Below are 18282 nucleotides of genomic sequence, written 5' to 3'. Positions count from 1 at the left end.
CCAAGCAAGGCCACTGTACGGCACGACGTCGTCGTTTCCCAAATGCAAAGTCGCCCACAGCACACGCGGTGCCGTGGGCGACTGAGCTGTCGTGTCAGCGGAACAGGCTGGTGACCGACCCGTCCTCGAAGACCTCCTGAATCGCCTTCGCGATGAGCGGGGCGATGGACAACACCGTCATCGAGGGGATGTTGATGTCGTCACGAATCCTGAGCGTGTTGGTAACGATGAGCTCCTCGATCGGGGAATTGTTGATGCGCTCAGCAGCCGGATCCGACAGGATCGGGTGAGTGGCGGCCGCAATGACGCGCTTGGCACCGTGCTTCTTGAGGGCCGAGGCAGCTTGGCACATGGTGCCGGCGGTGTCGACCATGTCGTCGACGAGTAGACAGGTCTTGCCCTCGACCTCACCGACGACCTCATGGGTGGTCGTCTCGTTGGCCTTGTTCGGGTCGCGGCGCTTGTGGATGATGGCCAGCTGACAACCGATCTTGTCGGTCCACATGTCGGCCAGACGCACACGACCGGCATCCGGGGAGACGACGACCATGTCGGAGTTGTCGTACTTGGAGGCGACGTAGTCGGCGAGCACCGGCAAGGCCCACAGGTGATCGACCGGCCCATCGAAGAACCCCTGGATCTGGGCGGCGTGCAGGTCCACCGACATGATCCGGTCAGCACCGGCAACCTGGTAGAGGTCGGCCATGAGGCGAGCGGAGATGGGCTCGCGGCCCAGGTGCTTCTTGTCCTGGCGGGCGTAGGGGTAGAACGGGGAAACCACAGTGATGCGCTTGGCCGATGCCCTCTTGAGGGCGTCGATCATGATGAGCTGCTCCATCATGGCCTCGTTCACCGGGGCGCTGTGGGACTGGATGACGAAAGCGTCGCAACCACGCACGGACTCCTGGAACTGCACGTAGATCTCGGAGTTGGCGTAGGTGACCTGACGCGAGGGGACGAGGTCGACGCCGAGTTCGGCGGCGATCTGCTCGGCAAGTTCGGGATAGGCCCGTCCTGAGCAGATCATGAGGTGCTTGTTGTTCGGACGGGTGGTTCCACTCACTGGTCAGCCTCCGGGTTGAGGGTGTCGTCTTGGCTGTCGGACATGACGTCCGAGTCGGTGGCGGGAGTGGCGCACTCCCGGGAGAGGACGGATCCGGCAACGACGGAGGATCCTGCGGTCACCTCGGAATCGCCGACGTAGGCCATGTGGGGTATGGCAGCCTCGGTTCCGACGTGAGTGTTCTTGGTCTCGACGAAGGCTCCGACCTTGGCGTCGCGGTCGAGGACGGAGCCGGGGCGGATGTTGGAGAACGGGCCGACGCGTACTCCCTCACCGACGACCGCGAGGGTGATCTCGGACCGGGTGACGGTGGCCCCTTCCCGAATCTCGGAGTCGGTGACGGTGACATCCGGTCCAATGGTGGCTCCGGAGGCGATCGTCGTGGCTCCGCTGAGGAAAACGTCTGGATGCAAGGTGACGTCATTGGCGAGATCGACATCCGGCTGGATCCAGGTGGAGGACGGATCGATAACGGTCACCCCGGACCGCATCCATGCGGTGACGATGCGTCGGTTGACCTCGGCATTCATGCGGGCCAGCTGTACCCGGTCATTGACTCCCTCGGTCTGCCAGACGTCGTCAGTACGGAAGGCACCGACGCGACCGCGACCAGGAACCTCGACGGTGCCATCGGCAGCCATGGTGACGACGTCGGTGAGGTAATACTCGCCCTGAGCGTTGTCGCTGGACAGTTTGGAGACGCCGTCACGCAGGGCCTCGGCGTCAAAGACGTATATGCCGGAGTTGATCTCTCGAACGGCCCTCTGAGCCTCGTCGGCGTCCTTGTGCTCGACGATCCCGACGACGGTCTCTCCGTCGCGGAGGATGCGCCCATAGCCAGTGGGATCATCGACCTCGGCAGTGAGGACGGTGACGAGATTGCGACGCTCGCGGTGGACCTCGACCATCTGTTGGAGGGTTTCTCCGGTGAGCATCGGGACATCACCATAGGTGACGACGACCTCGCCGTGAAGTTGGCCCAGCCCCTCGAGACCACAGGCGACGGCGTGGCCGGTGCCTTTCTGCTCGGCCTGAACAGCGGTGGTGACGTCGGGGGCGTCATCAGCCAGATGGGCCTCTACCTGATCGCGACGATGTCCGACGACCACGACGAGATGCTCTGGATCGAGTCCGCGTGCCGCTCCTACGGCCCACGACAGCATGGGTCGACCGGCAACCTCGTGGAGCAGTTTGGACTTCGAGGACTTCATGCGGGTGCCACCGCCAGCAGCCAGCACGATGACGGCGGCCACTCCGTCGATCTCGGTTCGGTCAGTGGACGGGCTGGACGTCACGGTGCTCTCCCAGTTCGGATGCGGCATGCAGGGCCAACTGTAGCCGTCACGCGGTCGCACCGCACCGTGAGGAGGTACGACAGGGTGGATGAGCTCCCCGGGCAGGAGTCGAACCTGCGTCGCTGATCCTGATTCAAAGTCAGGCGGGCCCTGCCGACAGACCAACCGGGGAACGCTCGGCAAACCGAGTCCCCCCAACCCTAGAGCATGGACCGCGATTCGGCCACGCAACGGGCCTGAGTAGGCTCGATGCTATGACGTCGACGCCCGCATCCCGATCTTCCAGGCACCCACGGGCCCGGATGACCAGCGGACAGCGCCGCGAGCAGCTCATCAGCGTGGCGCGTCGTCTCTTCGCCGACAACGGCGTCGCGGGCACCTCCGTCGAGGAGATCGCTGCCACCGCAGGAGTTTCGAAACCCGTCGTCTACGAGCACTTCGGGTCCAAGGACGGGCTCTACGCCGTTGTCGTCGATCGGGAGGTGCGCCTGCTGCAGGATTCCCTCAATGCCGCGATGACCCGCCCGAAGCAGGGACCACGCCGCACCCTGGAGTCCGCGGTGCTGGCCCTGCTGGACTACATCGATGATCGCCCCGATGGATTTCGCATCATCTCCCGAGATTCCTCGGTCGGATCAACGACCGGCTCCTACGCCTCGATCCTTTCTGACGTCGCTTCCTGGGCGGAAGGGATTCTCGCCGACAACTTCAACCGTCACGGCTTCGACGCCTCCTTCTCACCCCTTTATGCCCCGGCACTCACCGGGATGGTGGGCATGGCAGGACAGGCCTGGATCGACACCCGGGCACCAGCCAAGGAAGTCGTCGCCGCTCACCTCGTCGACCTGGCCTTCAACGGGCTGACACGGGTGTCGGAAAACCCGCGTCTCACCCGCCACAGCGAGCGGGAAGAGGATCAGTCCAGCTCTTCCTGACGAGCCAGCACCGCGCGCAGTCCCCGGCCCAGTTGCTCAACGGCCTGCGGGTCCATCGAGTCGAGGAGACGTCCCTCGGATTCCAACAAGGCTGCCAGAGCTCCGTCGACCCGATTTCGTCCGGCATCGGTGAGCTCGACGATGACCCCGCGACCGTCCTTGGGGTGAGGCAGACGACACACCAGGCCACGGTCTGACAGTCTGGTGATCCGATTCGTCATCGTCCCCGAGGCGACCTCAAGCTCGCTGAGGAGCTGTCCGGGGCTGAGCTGATAGGGCTCCCCGGAGCGTCGCAGGGCTGCCAGGACGTCGAATTCCCAGCCCTCCAGGTCCCATTGTGAGAATGCCTTGGACCGGTCTCGATCAAGGCGACGTGCCAGCCTGGTGACGCGCGACCACACCTCCATCACCTCGACGGGCAGGTCGGGTCGCTCCCTCGCCCATGCCGCGATGATGACGTCGACGGCGTCCTTCGGGTCCTGGTGCTGGTGGGAGGTCGTCATGCGAAGCTCCCCACCGGCCCCGGCAACACCTGAGCGCCGGAGGCCGGGCCGCGGGCCGCCCTGGTGCGATTGACCTGCGGTAGGGCGGACACAGCCCCGCTGACCTTCTTGGCCCCGGCGGAGTCGCGCACGAGGAAGGCGCAGGTGGGTCCGGAACCCGAGACGAGGGCGGTGAGAGCTCCAGCTTCCTTCCCGACTTCCAGCACCTCGCCGAGTTCGGGACGCAGGTCAACAGCGGGGGCCTGAAGATCATTGCTCATGGTGGCCGCGACCGCGTCGAGATCTCCCCGCGTGAGGGCTGAGATGAGGTCGTTAGGAACTGCCTCTCCCCCGGGGTTCCCGCCCATCTCGTCGAAACGTCGGTAGACGGCTGGGGTGGACAGTCCCTGGTTCGAGGTGGCGATGACCCAGTGATGACGGCCACGACAAATCACCGGAGCCAGACGGTCCCCTCGCCCTCGGCCCAGCGCCACCCCGCCCATGAGGCAGAAGGGCACGTCGGAGCCTAGCTGCGCGGCCAGCGGCTGCAGACTCTCAGGAGAATCGGGAAGACGACACAGGGCGGCTGCGGCGAGCAGGGCTCCGGCGGCGTCAGCGGACCCACCTGCCATGCCTCCGGCGACCGGAATGGACTTGTCGATGTGAATATCGACGCCATGATCGCGCTCCCCCCGCTCCAGGGCGAATTCCTCACGCACCATCTCCACGGCCCGCCAGGCGAGGTTGGTCTCGTCAGTGGGAACCTGGTCGGCATCCTCTCCCGAGACGGTGAGGGTGATGCGTTTGTCGTCACGACGGGTCACCGTCACTTCGTCGTGAATCCCGATCGCCTCGAAGACCGTTGCCAGCGGGTGGAAACCGTCAGGCGCAAGGCTGCCGACCCCCAGCGCCAGATTGACCTTGGCGCTGACCCGCACCGTCACGGTCGTGGGACGGAGCAGGTCGAACGGATCGTCCATCATCATGTGCTTACCGTACCGGCAGAAGTTCACACCTGACCCGGATCGCCGAGGACGCCGGCCTGGGCCAACGCCTCCGCAACACGGGTCAAGTCCACGATGTCAAGGACCTCTCCGCGCACCGTCGGGTCGATCCCGACAGCGCCGATGAGGTCGGAGGCAGCCGCCGAACCACCACACAGTCCAGCCAGTGCGGATCTCAGCATCTTGCGACGGGACGCGAAGACCGCGTCAATCACGCGGAAGACCTGGGAGCGAATGGCCTCAGGGGCTCGTCCATCGATCTGGGGAGGACGTCTCCTCGTGATCCGGACTAACCCGGAATCCACGTTGGGCACCGGCCAGAAGACCGTCGGGGGGACATTTCCCACCCGGGTCGCCTCGGCATACCAGGCCAGTTTGGCGCTGGGAACCCCGTAAATCTTGGATCCGGGAGCGGCCACCAGACGGTCGGCCACCTCCGACTGCACCATGACGACACCCGTCGACCACTGCGGACAGATCGCCAGCATGTGCAGCAACACCGGGACAGCGACGTTGTAGGGCAGGTTCGCCACCAACGCGGTCGGATCGGCACCGGGGACGGCATCGACGTCGAGGGCGTCGGAGAGGATGACCTCCAGCCTGTCGGCAGCCTCTGGCGTCCGCTCGGCCACGGTGTCGGGAAGCTGGGTGGCCAGTACCTCGTCGATCTCGACAGCGACGACCTGGGCGCCGGTCTCAAGCAGGCCGAGGGTCAGTGATCCCAGGCCTGGACCGACCTCGATGACACGGTCGTCGGGACCCACCTGGGCCAAGGAGACGATACGACGCACCGTGTTGGCGTCGTGGACGAAGTTCTGCCCTCGGGTCTTCGTCGGTCTCAGGCCGATCTGACCGGCAATGCGTCGGATCGACGCGGGATCGAGCAATCCGGTTTCGGTCACCAGGCACCTCCATAAGCGGAAAAGGCGTTGTCAGTGAGCTGTTGGCAGGCGCGCGTCTCGTCCCACCCACGCTGCTGTGCCACGAAACGGGCGGTGTGCGGCAGCAGGTAGGGGCCGTTGCGCTTGCCGCGGCGTGGCACCGGGGTCAGGAACGGTGCGTCGGTCTCGACGAGGATGCGGTCGTCGGGAGCGATCGCCAGGGCGTCGCGCTGAGGGCCGGCAGAGTTGAAAGTGATCGTCCCGGAGAACGACAGGTATGCCCCGTGCCCCAGGCAGATCCGGGCCAGGTCGGCATCACCGGAATAGCAGTGCATGATGACCCGCTCCGGCCAACCTTCTGAGTCGAGAACGTCGACGACGTCTTCGTGGGCCTGTCGGCCCTGGGTCGGACCGTCTCCCTCACCACCGTTGCGGGCATCACGCATGTGGATCGCAAGGGTGAGACCGTGCTCATGGGCCAGGGCGATGTGGGCGGCGAAGACCTCCCGTTGGAGGGCCTGGCCCTCGTCGTCAGTCGTGCCGAAGTGGTCGATGCCAGTCTCGCCGATGGCCCGGACGTGGTCGCCGGCGCTGGCAAGGTCATCGATGCGCTTGAGGGCATCGCCGATCTTCTTGCGTCCTAGACGGGCGGCGTCATTGGGATGGATCGCCACCGCCGCAATGACGTTCTTGTGGGTTCGCGCCAGTTCCTCGGCGAACTCGGACCCCTCCACGTCGCACCCGATTTGAGCAATGTGGGTTACCCCGACCTCACGAGCGGCGGCCAGACTGATGGCGGGATCGAGATGGACGATGTCGGCCACCGTGTCGAGGTGGGTGTGGGAGTCCACCAGAGGGGCGGCCAATGGCTCGGGCAGGGGCGGCAGGCCAGCCTCGGCCAGTACCTCACGGATGGCTTCGTTCACGATTCCTCCTGGTCGGTCGAGGCATTCTGGACGGCGTCGTAGAGCTCATGTCGGTCGACACCGGTGGCCCGTGCCACCTGGGCGACGGCCTTGGACGGCTTGATTCCGTCGTCGGTGAGCTCGGCGACCATCTCGACGGCCTCGTCAAGACTCACGGAGTTCCCCCTGGCTCCCTCGATGACGATGGTGATCTCGCCGCGGGCGTTCTCACGAGCCCATTCAGCCAGCTCTGCCAGACCGCCGCGACGAACCTCCTCGTAGGTCTTCGTCAATTCCCGGCACACCGCAGCGCGTCGGTCGGTGCCGAGGATCTCAGCGGCATCGTCGAGCAGATCGGCGAGCCGATGGGGAGCCTCGTAGACGACAGTGGTGCGCGGTTCATCGGCAAGTTCAGCCAGGCGACGACGCCTCTCCCCCGACTTGCGCGGCAGGAATCCCTCGAAGCAGAACCGGTCGGTCGGCATTCCCGAGATGGCCAGGGCTGTCGTCACGGCGGTGGCTCCGGGGACCGAGGTGACGGCGATGTCGTGTTCAATGGCGGCGGTGACGAGCCGGTATCCCGGGTCGGACACCGAGGGCATCCCCGCATCGGTGGCGACAACGACGTCGTCCCCGTCACGAAGACACTCAATGAGCTCGGAGGTTCGGGCCGATTCATTGCCCTCGAAATAGGACACCACGCGGGCAGAGGTCTCGACGTCAAGGCGGCGCAGCAGATCGCGCAGTCGTCGGGTGTCCTCGGCAGCGATGATGCGGGCGTCACGCAAGGTCTCGACGAGGGCAGGTGAGGCGCTACGGCGGTCCCCGATGGGGGTGCCTGCAAGGATGACTCGTCCCGGTTGTGCCTGGTTCACCTGATCATCGTCCCACGCCGGACCGACGGTGGCGTCTCACCAACCCTCTACCATGGCGATGTGGCAGCAGCGAGAAGATCCTTGTCGACCATCGAGCGTCTCGACGACGGCCGAATGACCGATGAGTACACGAGCTGGATCGTCACGGCCCTCATCACCGCAGTGGCTTTCCTGCTGCGGGTGTGGAATGTCGGCTTCCCGAGGAACCTCGTCTTCGACGAGACCTACTACCCCAAGGACGCCTGGACGATGCTCCAACAAGGGTACGAAGGCACCTGGCCTGACGCTGCGAAGGCCAATGCCGGCATCGTCAACGGGATCACGAACGCCTGGACTCCCGACGCCGAGTTCGTCGTCCATCCCCCGATGGGAAAGTGGCTCATCGCGATCGGGGAGCAACTGTTCGGTTTCAATTCCTTTGGTTGGCGATTCGCCTCCGTGGTATTCGGGTCCCTGCTCGTCCTCATGACGATCCGGTTGGCTCGACGTCTCTCCCGGTCCACGATGGTGGGTGCCATTGCTGGCATCCTGCTCACCCTCGACGGCTTGGCATTCGTCATGAGCCGGGTCGGACTGCTCGACATCTTCCAGGCCTTCTTCCTGGTGGCAGGTGTGTCTGCGGTGGCGGCTGACCGGGACTGGTTCCGTCATCATCTGGCTGATCATCTGAGAGCCGTCGGCAAGCCCCATCTCGACGGGGTCTTCGGTCCAGCCCAGGGGTGGCGTCCGTGGCGTCTGGTGGCTGGAGTCATGTTCGGTCTGGCCTGCGCCACGAAATGGAATTCCATGTTCGTGCTGGCGACGATGGGCATCATCTCGGTCATCTGGGACTGGTCGGCACGCCGGCTCGCCGGTGCGGGTACGAAGGCCTGGTGGTCCTTCCTGCGCGACGGGGTACCGGCCTTCGTCTACATGGTCGTCGTGGCCGTGGGCAGCTACATCGCCACGTGGGCGCGGTGGCTCTCGGTCTACCCACACATGGTTCTCGGAAAATCCTGGGCCGGCCCGAACCCTGATCCGGGCCTGTCCAAGGTGATCGGGAAACCCCTGGCCGCGCTGTGGGACTACCACCAGCAGATGTACGACTTCCACACCGGCTCGTACATGATGACGCAGACCCACGTCTACGCCTCGAATCCATCCGGATGGTTGATCAACCAGCGACCGCTCGGAATCGACGCAGTCAACGACATCAAGCCGGGCCAGCAGGGTTGCGAGGCCGTCGGTGACACCTGCCTGCGTGTAATCTCCGCGACCGGCACCCCTGTGCTGTGGTGGTTCGCAGCCATCGCCCTGGTGGCCGCGGTGATCTGGTGGATCTTCGCCCGTGACTGGCGGTTCACCCTGCCGATCGTCGCCATGATGTCGACGTGGATCCCGTGGTTCCGCTACGACAACCGTCCGCTGTTCTTCTTCTACGCCATCTGCATCATCCCATTCACGGTGACAATCCTGGCGATCTGGCTCGGTCAGATCCTTGGCCCGGCCAAGGCCACCAGCCGACGCCGCATCGGTGCAATCGTCGTTGGCACGGTCATGGCCCTGGTCGCGGCCGATTTCGCCTTCATCTATCCCATCCTCACCGACAGCCTCATGACCCGAAAGGCATGGCTGGCACGGATGTGGTTCCGCTCCTGGATCTGAGTCGGTCATCGGACGCCCGACGGGGATTTGCTCGTCGAGCAGATACGCTGAGGGTCCGGAAGGGAACCAACCCGGAAGGACGCCCATGATCTGGAAGCTGCACAACGGCGGTGTACTGGAGCCAGGTGAGGTGGTGGCTCCCGACGAGAGGCTCGGATGGGGACGAACCATCGGGCTGGGAGCCCAGCACGTGGTGGCGATGTTCGGGGCAACTTTCGTCTTCCCCGTCCTCATGGGCCTCAACCCGCAACTGGCAGTGATGATGTCGGGTGTCGCGACCCTCGTCTTCATCTTCGTCACCAAGCATGAGGTGCCGTCCTACCTCGGTTCCTCGGCAGCCTTCCCCGGCGTGGCGACGGCCATCTACGCCTCCGGCGGCAAACCCAATGACGTCTCGGGCGCCCTGTTGTGCGTGGGCCTGACCCTCTTCATCTGCGGCATCATCATCCAGGCCGCTGGTTCGCGGGTGGTGCACAAGGTGCTGCCTCCGACGGTGACTGGCGCCGTCGTCATGCTCATCGGCTTCAACCTCGCCCCGGTGGTTGCCAAGACCTATTGGCCCACCGATCAGTGGACCGCGCTCATCGTCATGTTGCTCGTCATCGCACTGTCGGTGGGACCGCGCGGATTCGTCTCCCGCATCGCCATTTTCCTGGCCCTGGTCATCGGTTACGTGTTGTCGTGGATCGAGGATCTGGTGTTCGGTCCGCTTCATCACGCCGACGGCACCGTCGCCCCACGAGTGGACTGGTCAGCCGTGCATGACTCAGCATGGATCGGCCTGCCCCCGGTGACGAACCTGGACACCTGGAAGTACCTACCCCAGGCCCAGAACGGATCCCATTACGCGGCCACCAACGTCGTTGGGTTCCACCTGCCTGCCTTCCACCTGGCCTTCATCCTGTTGGCCCTGCCGGTCGTCATCGCCCTCATCGCCGAGAACACCGGTCACGTCAAGGCCGTTGCCGAGATGACCGACAAGGACCTTGATCATCAGGTCGGGCGGGCAGTCGCCGCTGACGGAGCGACCTCCATACTGGCCACCTTCCTCGGTGCGGGCCCGACGACAACCTACTCGGAGAACATCGGCGTCATGGCGGCAACGAGGGTGTACTCGACGGCCGCCTATGTGGTGGCTGCGGTCGTGGCGATCCTGTTCGGCTTCTCCCCCAAGTTCGGTGCCGTCATCTCGGCAACTCCCGGTGGGGTACTGGGCGGCATCACCGTCGTCCTCTACGGCATGATCGGCCTTCTGGGCGCCAAGATCTGGAAGGAGAACAACGTCGATTTCGGCAATCCGGTGAACCTCGTCCCGGTGGCAGCCGGCATCATCATCGGCGTCGGTGACGTCTCGCTGAAGTTCAGCGACTCCTTCACCCTGGGCGGCATCGCCCTGGGCACCATCGTCACCGTCGGCGTCTATCACCTCGCCAAGTGGCTCGCACCCAACGAGCTGTCCGACGCGGCCGGAGGCACGAACATCATCCTCGACACTCCTGGCATGTACGTTGACGACGATACCCCCGACGACCGTCGTCGTCGTGAGGGAGATCGACGCCGTACGCAGTAGGCTTGCGGCCCAGATGACGGAGGAGGCGATCTATGGCAGCAACACCCCAGCCAAGGAAGGGTGTCACGACGAGTGCGCGCACCCATGGTGGCGCATCACCATTGGCAACCAGGCCAATCGCCGACACCAAACCCGGCATCGTCGACATCAAGTGGTTCGAGCAGGGAGTCCCGGCCGACCCGGAACACCAGGCTGACGTCGAGACGACGCTGTCCTGGCTGGACGGCCACCCCGAGCGTCTGGGAATCATCGTCGAGCAGAGTCCGAATCGGACCCAGATCAAGCGCCTTGTCGACCTCATGCGCCTCGACCCACTACTGGCCGAGGACCTGGTGGAAGGCCACCAGCGTCCCAAGCTGGAACGCCACGGGGATGCCCTGTTCCTGGTGTTGCACCCGCCGTTCTACATCGACTCAATGGAGGATGTGGCCTTCGTCGAGGCCGAGGTCATCAAGCAGCGCAACTGCGTCGTCGTCATCGTGCAGCGCATCCCTGACGAGTTGTCGAGCCTGAGGTGGACTCCGCGTCTTCCCAGTGACCCGGAGCTGCTGCGCCACGGTCCGGAGTCGGTGCTCTACACCATCCTCGACGGTGTCGTCGACCAGACCTTCCCCGTCATCAGCGGCATCCAGTTCGACATCGAACAGATCGAGAGGCAGGTCTTCAGTGGGGATTCCGCAGCCCCCGAACGTATCTACCGCCTGTCTCGTGAGGCCATCGACCTGCAGCACGCCACCAACCCGCTCATCCCGATCATCGCTGCCCTGCGCGCCGGGTCCGCCAAACATCAGGTGCCACCCGAGCTGCAGGCCTATCTGGCTGACGTTGCCGACCACCTGGCCCGGATCTCCTCCCAGATCACTGACATTCGGGAACTGCTGACCCAGATCCTGACGGTCAATGCGACGCTGGTCGACCAACGCTCCAACGAGGACGTCAAGATCATCTCCGGATGGGCGGCCATCCTCGTCGTGCCCACCCTCATTGGTTCGATCTACGGCATGAACTTCGACTACATGCCAGAACTGCACTGGAGATACGGATACTTCTACTGCCTGCTCAGCATGGTGGCCAGCGGTGTGATCCTGTACGTGATCTTCCACAAGAAGAATTGGCTGTGAGCTGACTTCGGCACGGGTGTGACAAAGAGGAGTGGGTCACACCGGGGGACGGTGAGATCAGACTCGTTCGCCTCAACCTGAAGCACAAAGCACCCACTGATCGGGCGGAACTCTTCCGGTGGACTAAGGCATGCTTGAGCTGGAGTGCGCTCTAGATATTAGCGTCAACGCCGTGAGCGAGAACTAGGTGTAATCGCCGGACAGGTTAGGTACGCGGTCGGCGGGTGATGTGCTTTTGAGCGCGGTGTGTCCGCGGTGGTGATTGTAGTGGTGCAGCCAGCCGGGGAGTTCGGCCAGGCGGTCGGTCTTGCTGGGGTAGGGCCGTGGGTAGGCCCACTCGGCGACCAGGGTCCTGGTGAACCGCTCGACCTTGCCGTTGGTCTTGGGCGTGTAGGGCCGGGTGTACGTGTGCGTGATGTGGGTGTCTTTGAGTGCCTTGTTGAAGGCTTTGGACCGGTAGCAGGAGCCGTGGTCGGTCAGGACCGGCTTGACGGTGATGGCCTGGCTGGCGAACCAGGCCTGGGCCCTGGTCCAGAACCCGGCGGCGGTGTCCTTGCGCTCATCGCTGAGGACCTCGACGTAGGCCAGGCGGGAGTGGTCGTCGACGGCGTTGTGGATGTAGTGATACCCACCCCCGCTGGCGGATCGGCCACGGTTGCGTACTCCTTGGGCGCGTCCGACCATGCGGTGGCCGCCGCCGTCGGGGATCCGGCCCAGCTTCTTGATGTCGACGTGGACCAGCCAACCGGGGGTGTCGTGTTCGTAGCGGACGGGTGTGGGCTGGGCGCGTAGCCGGGCGCCGGTGGCCTTGTCGATCCAGGTCAGGGGTGGGCATCCGTAGCGTTGCAGGATCTTGCCGACGGTCGAGACGCTGAGGTGCTGGTGGCGTAGGTGGTAGGCGATGCGTGCTGGGCCCCACTGGTGGGTGATGCGCAATCCCACCACCCGTCGTTGCGTGCGACGGCAGACCCGTCGGGGCTGGTGGTGGGGTCGGCTGGAGTGATCACGCATTCCGGCCGGCCCGTGGGCGCGGTAGCGTTGGGCCGTGGTGACGCTGACGTTGAAGCGTTCGGCGGCCCGACGCAGGGGCCAGCCATCCTCGACGATGCAGCAGGCCAGGCGCAAACGTCCGGTTTCGGACAACGGGGCATTACAGTGGGTCATGAGGGCCTCTTGGGAGTCGTGCTTTGTGTGGTAGCAACACACTCCACCCAGAGGCCCTCGCCCGTGTCCAGCCACAGCTGTCTCTAACCAGCCCGATGTACCTAACCTGTGTGGTGGTTACACCTAGTCGAGACCACAACCGACGTGTGCAGGAACTCAGCGTCGGCCAACAACGTCGCCTTGCCCTCGCGGTAGTACTGGCTGACCCGCCAGAGATCCTGCTGCAGGATGAGCCGACCAACCACTTTTCGCTCAGCCTCGTCACCGCACTCGAAGATGCACTCGTCCAATACCCTGGCACCGTCGTCGTTGCCTCACACGACCGGTGGCTGCGCAAACGATGGCAGGGCCAGCGGTTGACACTCCCTGAACCGTGCTGACAAGCACAGTGCGCCGAATCGAGGCGTAACTGCGCCTGCAACCAGAACCGAGCACCCGCTGTGCCGTCGCCAGCTCAGATGGCGAGGACGGCATGGCCCGATTCACCGTGACGCCCTTCACGGCATGGAACGGAGTGTTACGGACTTGCCCCGTCAGGGCCATCACCACGATCACGTCGACGAAGATCACCGGATAGATCGCATCCAGCGGCCTGCTCGCCCATTAGGTGGGTTCACCGGTGACTTTCTCCGTGATCCGGCTGATGGTGTGCGTGGAGGCCGTCACCCCCACAAACCTCGTCGAAGTGCGTGGCGATCTCACCAGTCATCAACCCGCGCGGTCACCAACAGCACGGTCTGATCGATCCCATCCCGGCGGCGCTTGCGCTTGGGCACGATCACCTGAGCCCAAGACAGCAACAAGGCCCGAACCGAAACCATCGAGGATGGCAAGGGTTCGGGCCTTGTGGTGGGGTGGAGCATAGGGGATTCGAACCCCTGACCTTCTCATTGCGAAAGCCTCCCGGCCGTGGATTCGCCCCGGTTGGAGGCGGTTCCACGCCTGCCGGCGGCTGCACGGATGCCGTCGATTTCAGGTCGGGGGTCCGCCGGGGGCCCGCGAGAACCGGACTGTTCGATTTTCGGTCCGGCGCGGTCCATGCCGGTGAGAACTTTGCCACGGCGGGTGCTGCCGGCATGGACCGTGGCGGCGTTCTACCTGCTGACGAAGCCCAAGTCTGTGTAAAGGGCGTGAGCTGCGGGCGAGGTGCCCTCCCCTACTCTCAACGACAGCTGTTCATCACCGGCTTCAGTGCACTGGCTGATTGCGTGCTGGACCAGGGCTCTGCCAAGTCCCGCGCCCTGGGCGACGGGATCGACGAACAGGTCGATGATGAACGGCCCGTCGAGTTCGGCATCCCAGATGGACCGTTCGACAACGAGGACGGCGCCCAAGACACGGCCCTGATGGGCGGCCATGGCCGACGCGTCGTGACGAAGGCTGCCGTACTCACCGGCGAAGGTCTCGCGGATCTCCTGAACGGCTTCTTCGAGGGTGTTGCAGGCGATGCCAGGCGGGTAGGCGTTGAAGTAGGCCTTGGCGAGTTCCTGGGTGCGGTTCGTGTCCAGCGGGACGAGGTCGACGGAGGGCGACTGCGGGGTGGCACCGGTGAGGTGCAGGGTCATGAGGTCTGAGGGCATGGTGGTTCCGTTCGGGTCGAGGTTGTTGGCTGACGCGCTCAGAGACGGAACATGGCTCGACCCTAGACAGACGCCCAGCAGACGCGGCACAAGTGAATATCGACAGAGCGGGACGCCTTGGACCAACTGGCCCAGGGCGTCCCGCTTGTGTGTGACCGGTGGTGGTGGGGTGCGACGGGGTGCGCAGAGGGAGCGAAGCGACCGGAGCGCGGGGCCCTGTCGCGGGGCCCCGCTGCCGCCGGTCACGTGCGCCGAAGGCGCCTTGAGTCAGTAAGGAAAGTTCTCACGGGCGGCCAGCTTGACGGCCACTACGCCGGAGCGACCGAGATGCGGCTACAGCGAGATGGCGGGCTCGAGCCAAGTGGCGTTAGCTCTGGGAAGGACTTGAATACTGTCCACAAGCAGGTTCTTTGAGAAGACAGCGAGTTCAGATCCAATGTGCTGCCGCTGAGCGGTATGAGCGATCCCGAATTTTGCCGTTCGGAGATCTGCATAGAGATCTTCTGAAACAAAGTTGGCGACGTCGTAGGTCAGAACCCAGGGACTGATAAGTTCCTTCAGCTGCTCCGCGAGCTGTTCGTGATCCTTCGTCTCCAGGGAGTCCAAGTAGAGATCTTCACCTTGTTCCACGTAGGGCGGATCGACATAGAGAAAGAGCCTCTCGCCCAGATCTTTCGTTTGATCCAGGAACTCTCGCGCGTCCAGCTGAGAAACGACGACTCGATCCCGGTATTCGCCCAACATCCGGATACGGCCGGCCAAATTCGCCCGATTGAAGCGGGCATCAATCTTCCATTTTCCGGTTTGTTGAAGGCCCCCAATAGGACGCGCCCCGAGGATTCCGCTTCTATTGCAGCGATTCAGGAAGAAGGTGGCGTAGCCCAGCGATAGATCATCATAGCCGACCTGACTAGTGCAAATCGAACGGGCGCGATACCAATGCGTGAGGTCCACCGTGGCCGTTTCGACCATGGTGGCGAGTTCTTCCGTGTGCATAAAGACACTGCGCCAGAATGCCGCGATGCCGGGCGCTAGGTCGTTGATGTAGATTCGATCAACCGTGCCATCAACCAGAAGCCGAAGAGCGGCACCGGCGCCGCCCGCAAAGGGCTCGGCGTATGCTGTTGGGCGGACTGGCTGCATTGCGATCAAACGGGCAAGGTAAGGCGCCATGCGGGCCTTACCGCCCGGATAGCGAAGGGGACTGAGGAATCTGTCTGCCATAGCTTTCCGAAGATTATAGAATTCCGGTTATTCCGTCCAGCAGCGGACGGAAGTTGTGACTCAAGTTGCGAACGTCCTGGGAGTTCGGTGACGCATGGGAGTTGTGAACAAAAGCATGCATTGACTGGATGGCCACTCCGTTTGGGTCTTGGCTCTGCGTCCAAGCGACTTCAAGGTCCTTCCGACGCCGCTTGGGATCTGCGCAGTCCGGGTCAATGGCAAGTAACGCGTTGCGAAATTTTTTCCTTAGCGTATCACTCTCGTTGCCCTTGATTTTCTTACGGTTGATTGCGTCAGTGATCGCGAGTTCCAGAATGATTCTTAGTAGAATTCCGCAAGCTTGGGGTGCATCATCGATGCTGATCTTCTGACTCTCGCGCAGAAGTGATCCGATACGTGCGTTCGACTTCGGCAGCCGCGCTCCTTGGAAGATTACCCGTTCGGCCGGTGGAGTCCGAGGCGGGGGAACAGAGCCAGTGGGCCCCGACGGCGGTGCCGCCGGAGAAGCCTGCTGCTGTTGTTGTCCGGTCCCTGTGGTGGCCGAGTTCGCCGAGGGGGCGCCCGGAGCGGACTGTTGGGAAGGTGGGTTGGACGCTGCTGCGCCTGGACGTCGAGGAATTGGCAGACGAGTGGCCCGGTCCGGGAGGTAGCTTTCATTATCAGCGACGTACTTGCGACGCATTTGTTTAGTCTTGATTGCGGTCACGGTAAGACCAGATGGGTCAGCCAAGTCCTGAAAGAGCTTACGCACGAATGGTTGTATTGCGTCTGCCGGAAACTCAAACACGAGATCTTCATCTTGGAAGATCACGCCAACCTCGCGCCGGAAGTCGGGATCCGACAGCAAGCGCCCCAAAGTAGTTAGGCGGGTCTTCCGAACCTGAACAACATCCGCCAAGATCGAAGGATCGTTGGCGTAGTCCTGCTGAATGGCTGCGCAGTAGATTGACGCTTTATCCGCTTGACTGCCCCTGCGACGCCTATAGTTGTTTGCTTGCCACGATTTCCAACTGGCAACGCCGACGCCATCATTCTCTCCGGTATGGCGGAGCTCGATCCAGTGTCGGGCGGATTCTCTATCGGGCGCTTCGTACACGTCAACCGCAGTTGGCAGCTTGACGTCTTTACCGAGCGCAGTCAGGCGATTCACTAGATTCAAGCCCGGAGATTTCGCGGTAGCCGAGTCAGCCAGCTTAGGATCTGACAGCAGCTTGAGGGCAGCGATTCGTCGATTGCCCTCGACCACCACGAGTTCGTCGTCCTCCTGGCACACAACGGGCAGCTCTGTGGGATTGAGAGAACCCTTCTTGGCAATGTCCTCGGCGAGATTGTAGAGCTTTGCTGGGCCGTCCATTATCAGTGCTGTAACAGCCTCACCCTCAGAATCCACCTCGTCTGGAAATCTGGGATTCTTTCGGTCCAATGTAAGGTCATCTATGTCCACAGTTCTCAGCATGTCTCACCCTTCTTGATCGAGATAACGCGACCTGACCGCGGCCGACTCCGTCTGCTTCTGCATATCGATTTTCTAGGGGCCACTCACGACGATGAAGCGACGGACTCTTTGATTCAACGTCCATAAGAGTCGCTCGCGAGCAGGTCTGTCGCAACTATCTGGGGAACGTCATATGGGTGCATTTCTTCAACCCGCGCGACCAGAGGTTCAAAAGCCCCTATTGTTGTGTGAAGTATCGCCAGCACCTCGTGTTCGTCTTGTACCTGTCCCGCCCACCGGTAGATAGAGCGAATCTTGGGGACGATGTTCGCGCAGGCAGCTAACCGATCACCTATTAGGACTTTACAGAGCTCAGCCAACTGGCCTTCGGTTGGTCCGGTTAGAGTCACCAGGATCAGAGAGTCATGCACTTTGCGGGACCTTCGCTATCTCTAGAGCCTTGGCCTGCGTACGAGCCATTCCGCCCCGTCCAGCCAGAAGCCCGTCGTAGCTGATGCCAGTCCACAAGCCGTCAGCGTGAAGCCCCTGCGGGTTCAAACGGAAGATCAGGGTTCCCTTGGAGCGGGATGCGCCGTCGCTGGCGGCGTACCACCCCAGAAGTGTGTCGTTGTCCCACAGGCGTAGTTCGCCGCGCCAGGCGTAGTACCCGTCTTCCAGTTCACCGTCTCCGCGCTCGGCCACCAAGACCAGGCGGTCGTTCTTCTGGGCGACATGGACCCGCTGGACGGTGTAGTACTCCTCGCCGTCCTTCCAGGTCTGCCACGACATGTGCCAGTCACCGGACAGGTCCAGACCGTCGCTGTAGCTGCCGGCCAGCTCGTCGAGAGTGAGGTCGAGGGCTGTGGCGATCCGCTGGGCGACGTTGAAGGCCGGCTGCTGTTCCCCTGCTTCATAGCGGGCGATCTGTCGCACCGCCACTTCTGACTGCGACGCGAGCTCGGCCTGGGACATGCCAAGGCGAGCACGGCGCGCGCGAATGACTTCTGACATGTCCATATAGACATCATGCCTGACCTGCACCCCATGCGGAGCGTAAGGACAGGAACGGACGCATAGATCACACGAGATGACGAAAACGTCTTG

The 18282-nt window shown here is 63.3% G+C and carries 18 protein-coding genes and 1 tRNA gene; 5 read left to right on the top strand and 14 right to left on the bottom strand.

Features of this window, described 5'->3' with window-relative positions; genetic code table 11:
* Positions 1-94: 94 nt before the first annotated feature.
* From AC6I1W_RS05410 to AC6I1W_RS05400, 3 genes are all read right to left on the bottom strand, one after another.
* Complete coding sequence (locus AC6I1W_RS05410) at positions 95-1063, bottom strand: ribose-phosphate diphosphokinase (protein WP_117188751.1); 969 nt, start codon at positions 1061-1063, stop codon at positions 95-97.
* Positions 1060-2358, bottom strand: a complete 1299-nt coding sequence (gene glmU / locus AC6I1W_RS05405; RefSeq protein WP_117188982.1) for a bifunctional UDP-N-acetylglucosamine diphosphorylase/glucosamine-1-phosphate N-acetyltransferase GlmU — start codon at positions 2356-2358, stop codon at positions 1060-1062. The genes AC6I1W_RS05410 and glmU overlap by 4 nt, the downstream gene beginning before the upstream one ends.
* A 93-nt stretch (positions 2359-2451) precedes the next feature.
* A tRNA-Gln gene (locus AC6I1W_RS05400) sits at positions 2452-2530 on the bottom strand.
* Positions 2531-2660: 130 nt separating this feature from the next.
* Between AC6I1W_RS05400 and AC6I1W_RS05395 the strand changes: the two genes are divergently transcribed.
* On the top strand, positions 2661-3293 hold the full coding sequence (locus AC6I1W_RS05395; protein WP_065673639.1) for a TetR/AcrR family transcriptional regulator: 633 nt from the start codon (positions 2661-2663) through the stop codon (positions 3291-3293).
* On the opposite strand, the gene AC6I1W_RS05390 is transcribed toward AC6I1W_RS05395, so the two are convergent.
* Genes AC6I1W_RS05390 through rsmI form a run of 5 tightly spaced genes read right to left on the bottom strand, consistent with a single transcriptional unit; the run spans position 3275 to position 7440 of the window.
* Positions 3275-3796, bottom strand: coding sequence for a MarR family winged helix-turn-helix transcriptional regulator (locus AC6I1W_RS05390; protein ID WP_065673640.1), 522 nt, complete (start codon positions 3794-3796; stop codon positions 3275-3277). The two genes, AC6I1W_RS05395 and AC6I1W_RS05390, sit on opposite strands and share 19 nt — an antisense overlap.
* Positions 3793-4761 carry a 4-(cytidine 5'-diphospho)-2-C-methyl-D-erythritol kinase gene (locus AC6I1W_RS05385; protein ID WP_221268814.1) on the bottom strand — a complete coding sequence of 323 codons (969 nt, stop codon included), beginning with the start codon at positions 4759-4761 and terminating at the stop codon, positions 3793-3795. Before AC6I1W_RS05385 ends, AC6I1W_RS05390 begins: the two co-directional genes overlap by 4 nt.
* Positions 4762-4784: 23 nt before the next feature.
* On the bottom strand, positions 4785-5681 hold the full coding sequence (gene rsmA, locus AC6I1W_RS05380) for a 16S rRNA (adenine(1518)-N(6)/adenine(1519)-N(6))-dimethyltransferase RsmA (RefSeq protein ID WP_065673642.1): 897 nt from the start codon (positions 5679-5681) through the stop codon (positions 4785-4787).
* Positions 5678-6586 carry a TatD family hydrolase gene (locus tag AC6I1W_RS05375; RefSeq protein ID WP_065673643.1) on the bottom strand — a complete coding sequence of 303 codons (909 nt, stop codon included), beginning with the start codon at positions 6584-6586 and terminating at the stop codon, positions 5678-5680. The genes rsmA and AC6I1W_RS05375 overlap by 4 nt, the downstream gene beginning before the upstream one ends.
* The gene (rsmI, locus tag AC6I1W_RS05370) at positions 6583-7440 is read right to left on the bottom strand and encodes a 16S rRNA (cytidine(1402)-2'-O)-methyltransferase (protein ID WP_065673644.1); all 858 of its coding nucleotides are present in this window, start codon (positions 7438-7440) and stop codon (positions 6583-6585) included. Before rsmI ends, AC6I1W_RS05375 begins: the two co-directional genes overlap by 4 nt.
* A 114-nt stretch (positions 7441-7554) precedes the next feature.
* On the opposite strand from rsmI, the gene AC6I1W_RS05365 reads away from it, so the two are divergent.
* The 3 genes from AC6I1W_RS05365 to AC6I1W_RS05355 all read left to right on the top strand — a co-directional run bounded on the left by AC6I1W_RS05365 (position 7555) and on the right by AC6I1W_RS05355 (position 11775).
* Positions 7555-9084 (top strand): dolichyl-phosphate-mannose--protein mannosyltransferase, encoded by a 1530-nt coding sequence (locus tag AC6I1W_RS05365; protein ID WP_065673651.1) that lies wholly within the window; start codon positions 7555-7557, stop codon positions 9082-9084.
* An 85-nt stretch (positions 9085-9169) separates the two neighbouring features.
* A complete protein-coding gene (locus tag AC6I1W_RS05360) occupies positions 9170-10654 on the top strand; it encodes a uracil-xanthine permease family protein (protein ID WP_270237346.1) in 1485 nt (494 codons plus the stop codon).
* Positions 10655-10755: 101 nt separating this feature from the next.
* Complete coding sequence (locus AC6I1W_RS05355; RefSeq protein WP_063279743.1) at positions 10756-11775, top strand: magnesium and cobalt transport protein CorA; 1020 nt, start codon at positions 10756-10758, stop codon at positions 11773-11775.
* A gap of 183 nt (positions 11776-11958) precedes the next feature.
* On the opposite strand, the gene AC6I1W_RS05350 is transcribed toward AC6I1W_RS05355, so the two are convergent.
* Positions 11959-12939 (bottom strand): IS481 family transposase, encoded by a 981-nt coding sequence (locus AC6I1W_RS05350; RefSeq protein WP_497743525.1) that lies wholly within the window; start codon positions 12937-12939, stop codon positions 11959-11961.
* 146 nt (positions 12940-13085) lie between these two features.
* On the opposite strand from AC6I1W_RS05350, the gene AC6I1W_RS05345 reads away from it, so the two are divergent.
* Positions 13086-13319 carry an ATP-binding cassette domain-containing protein gene (locus AC6I1W_RS05345; protein ID WP_333490143.1) on the top strand — a complete coding sequence of 78 codons (234 nt, stop codon included), beginning with the start codon at positions 13086-13088 and terminating at the stop codon, positions 13317-13319.
* 714 nt (positions 13320-14033) lie between these two features.
* Here AC6I1W_RS05345 and AC6I1W_RS05340 read toward each other — a convergent pair.
* From AC6I1W_RS05340 to AC6I1W_RS05320, 5 genes are all read right to left on the bottom strand, one after another.
* Positions 14034-14504, bottom strand: coding sequence for a GNAT family N-acetyltransferase (locus AC6I1W_RS05340; RefSeq protein ID WP_270577007.1), 471 nt, complete (start codon positions 14502-14504; stop codon positions 14034-14036).
* A 348-nt stretch (positions 14505-14852) separates the two neighbouring features.
* Positions 14853-15743: a DNA adenine methylase gene (locus AC6I1W_RS05335; protein WP_270237326.1), complete on the bottom strand. Its 891-nt coding sequence runs from the start codon at positions 15741-15743 to the stop codon at positions 14853-14855.
* A gap of 13 nt (positions 15744-15756) precedes the next feature.
* Positions 15757-17199 (bottom strand): hypothetical protein, encoded by a 1443-nt coding sequence (locus AC6I1W_RS05330; RefSeq protein WP_270237324.1) that lies wholly within the window; start codon positions 17197-17199, stop codon positions 15757-15759.
* A 113-nt stretch (positions 17200-17312) separates the two neighbouring features.
* On the bottom strand, positions 17313-17588 hold the full coding sequence (cutA, locus tag AC6I1W_RS05325; RefSeq protein ID WP_416241603.1) for a divalent-cation tolerance protein CutA: 276 nt from the start codon (positions 17586-17588) through the stop codon (positions 17313-17315).
* A gap of 13 nt (positions 17589-17601) precedes the next feature.
* Complete coding sequence (locus tag AC6I1W_RS05320) at positions 17602-18189, bottom strand: helix-turn-helix transcriptional regulator (RefSeq protein WP_284950389.1); 588 nt, start codon at positions 18187-18189, stop codon at positions 17602-17604.
* Positions 18190-18282 lie beyond the last annotated feature (93 nt).

The organism is Cutibacterium sp. KB22876 (assembly GCF_059728865.1).
This window is presented reverse-complemented; position numbering and strand designations above follow the sequence as displayed.

What these genes read in the sequence shown, in the direction of transcription:
- AC6I1W_RS05395 (WP_065673639.1), top strand. Translation starts at nt 2,661, where the DNA reads ATGACCAGCGGACAGCGCCGCGAGCAGCTCATCAGCGTGGCGCGTCGT.
- AC6I1W_RS05390 (WP_065673640.1), bottom strand. Translation starts at nt 3,796, where the DNA reads ATGACGACCTCCCACCAGCACCAGGACCCGAAGGACGCCGTCGACGTC.
- AC6I1W_RS05385 (WP_221268814.1), bottom strand. Translation starts at nt 4,761, where the DNA reads ATGATGATGGACGATCCGTTCGACCTGCTCCGTCCCACGACCGTGACG.
- AC6I1W_RS05365 (WP_065673651.1), top strand. Translation starts at nt 7,555, where the DNA reads ATGACCGATGAGTACACGAGCTGGATCGTCACGGCCCTCATCACCGCA.
- AC6I1W_RS05360 (WP_270237346.1), top strand. Translation starts at nt 9,170, where the DNA reads ATGATCTGGAAGCTGCACAACGGCGGTGTACTGGAGCCAGGTGAGGTG.
- AC6I1W_RS05350 (WP_497743525.1), bottom strand. Translation starts at nt 12,939, where the DNA reads ATGACCCACTGTAATGCCCCGTTGTCCGAAACCGGACGTTTGCGCCTG.
- AC6I1W_RS05340 (WP_270577007.1), bottom strand. Translation starts at nt 14,504, where the DNA reads ATGACCCTGCACCTCACCGGTGCCACCCCGCAGTCGCCCTCCGTCGAC.
- AC6I1W_RS05335 (WP_270237326.1), bottom strand. Translation starts at nt 15,743, where the DNA reads ATGGCAGACAGATTCCTCAGTCCCCTTCGCTATCCGGGCGGTAAGGCC.
- AC6I1W_RS05330 (WP_270237324.1), bottom strand. Translation starts at nt 17,199, where the DNA reads ATGCTGAGAACTGTGGACATAGATGACCTTACATTGGACCGAAAGAAT.
- AC6I1W_RS05320 (WP_284950389.1), bottom strand. Translation starts at nt 18,189, where the DNA reads ATGTCAGAAGTCATTCGCGCGCGCCGTGCTCGCCTTGGCATGTCCCAG.